Raw genomic sequence first — 2,002 nt, forward strand, 5'->3', positions numbered from 1 at the left:
CTTTTGTGAGAGTTTTTTCTCATGGGATTTTTGTTATTCTACTTATTCGAACTTTGAGTGGGAAGATGAGTTGGACAAGAGTCACGAGTTTTTCTATTTTTCTGGCTTTGATCTCAATATGAAATATCTCTCAAGTGCTTTGAGAATGTTTATGAATGGTATTAATGTCATCATTGATAAGCGTGGAATGACTGAAGATATTCAGAGAAGATTAGAGTCTTTCTACCTAGAAAATGATCTTGAAATTGAGAAGATAAGATATCTAACTCAGATCGAGACTATCTCTATGGGTGAAGGTCGTCTCTTTATTTATGACTCTCAAGAGCTTATTGATCTTGATATGAAGGAAGAGTCGAAGTCTGAAAAGAAGAATCAGTTTTGGGCAAAAGTATTTAATAGCTTGGATATGACATACTGTCAGATTGATGCGGAAAGCGGTGTTCGCTATGCGTGGCATGAGAGAAATGTTGGTCCAAGTGAATTGAAGTTTGATAAGGTAAAAAGACTAAGTGTATTTAATCCATCAAGCTACAAGAGAAAGGTGAAAATAAAATATCCAACACCTCTTGTTTTTCAAAAGATTATTGATGAACAGAATGTTGAGATGTCCAATACGACTCATGAAATAGAGTTAAGCTTTATGCCTAAGGGAAGTGTTTCTTTAGACTTTGGAGTGATCGCGCAATGAATATAGAACATACTCTCTTTGTCATTTACTCAATCGATTCTCGTAATAATATGGCGCGATTTATCGATCATGCTTATTCAATTAAAGGGATGATCGAGTTTGATGAGCTTAGCCTTCTAAAGGATGACTATGCCCATCTATATTTTGTAAAATAGAATTGGACCTTTTGATACAGAGGAAGACTTATTAAAGTTTTCTTATCTACTCAGTGAAAAATCACGTTTAGATGGTGTATGTCTTTGCGGAAGTGAGGCCATTAACAATGCCATCGTCGAGGCTAAGAATGTTTCTCAATTCAATGAAGTTCTTTTTGAAAAGGGTGAGAAAATTGAAAACCCAGAAGAAAAGAAACGTGGTCTCTTCTCTGGGCTTCTTAGGTAATTTTTATAAACTGCTCCACTTACGTGGGGCTAAGTCCCCCCAAATAATCTAAGTTGTAAAAACAAATAAAGATATCGATATGCGCTTGAAGCATATCGACTCTCTTAGTTGAGCACCAACTCTTTCTGATTAGCCTGTTAATATGAGCACGAAACATGGCGCACGTATGATTCAGTGTAAAAAGTGGGTCAAAGTGCTGGCGCTTGAGTTCTCCTTGTCCTGCCACACAAGATCTTCCTCCTTTGTATCGTTTGTGCTCTTGTGAGCTAAAGTATTTTGCGACTATTTTTGGATAAGTATTGTGCTCATCAGATTCAATCAGAGCATCTCTATCAATTGTTCGATAAATTTTTTCCATCAAACGATTGAGCCCTCGCTCATGGTGATTTTCTCGATATCCGTATTTCTTCTTTGATTTCTTGGCGAGATGACCAAAGGCGGGAATCCTTGAAACCTCCGCCCCAAGGACAAAGCGGCGTTTCTTGTCTACTGCAAGACTCACACTTAGAGGCTTCATCTTGGTATGCTCTAAAGTTATCAGATCATCAAATTGCATATTTTGTACTTGAGACTTCTCTAGTTTTTTCAAAAACCTTCGCTGCCTTCTGCGAGATTTTTCCGCCAGGTACTGAACTTTTCTTGCGACTGTTTTGTAGTTGATATTGAGCTCGCGAGAGATACTTCTCATGGAGGAGCGATCACAGAGCATGCGATAAATTCGGTGATTCACACGTCGCTTCTTTTGATACTTTTCAAAACTGAAAGTCGCTCGAGAGAATTTCTTACCACAGACTTTACATCTGAAGCGCTGAATTTTTCGAGAGTCACAAGCTCGTTTGTAGCGGCCATCTTTGATGACAAGCTTGTTTTTAGTGGAAGAATTGCAGGGAGAATTTGGGCAGTTATAAATCATAACTGCTTTATGCAAGATGT

General features: G+C 38.0%; 3 protein-coding genes. 2 read left to right on the forward strand and 1 reads right to left on the reverse strand.

What is annotated here, in order from left to right; translation table 11 throughout:
* A partial coding sequence (locus M901_RS02395) for a hypothetical protein (RefSeq protein WP_021276566.1) occupies nucleotides 1–688 on the forward strand: 688 nt, incomplete at its 5' end.
* Nucleotides 685–843, forward strand: coding sequence for a hypothetical protein (locus tag M901_RS17365; RefSeq protein WP_021276564.1), 159 nt, complete (start codon nucleotides 685–687; stop codon nucleotides 841–843). The genes M901_RS02395 and M901_RS17365, both read left to right, overlap by 4 nt.
* A gap of 245 nt (nucleotides 844–1,088) precedes the next feature.
* Here the strand turns inward: M901_RS17365 and M901_RS02400 are convergent.
* Nucleotides 1,089–2,002, reverse strand: a 914-nt coding sequence (locus tag M901_RS02400) for a hypothetical protein (RefSeq protein ID WP_232422498.1), incomplete at its 5' end; no start/stop codon positions are given.

The organism is Bacteriovorax sp. DB6_IX (assembly GCF_000447775.1).
Taxonomy (GTDB): domain Bacteria; phylum Bdellovibrionota; class Bacteriovoracia; order Bacteriovoracales; family Bacteriovoracaceae; genus Halobacteriovorax_A.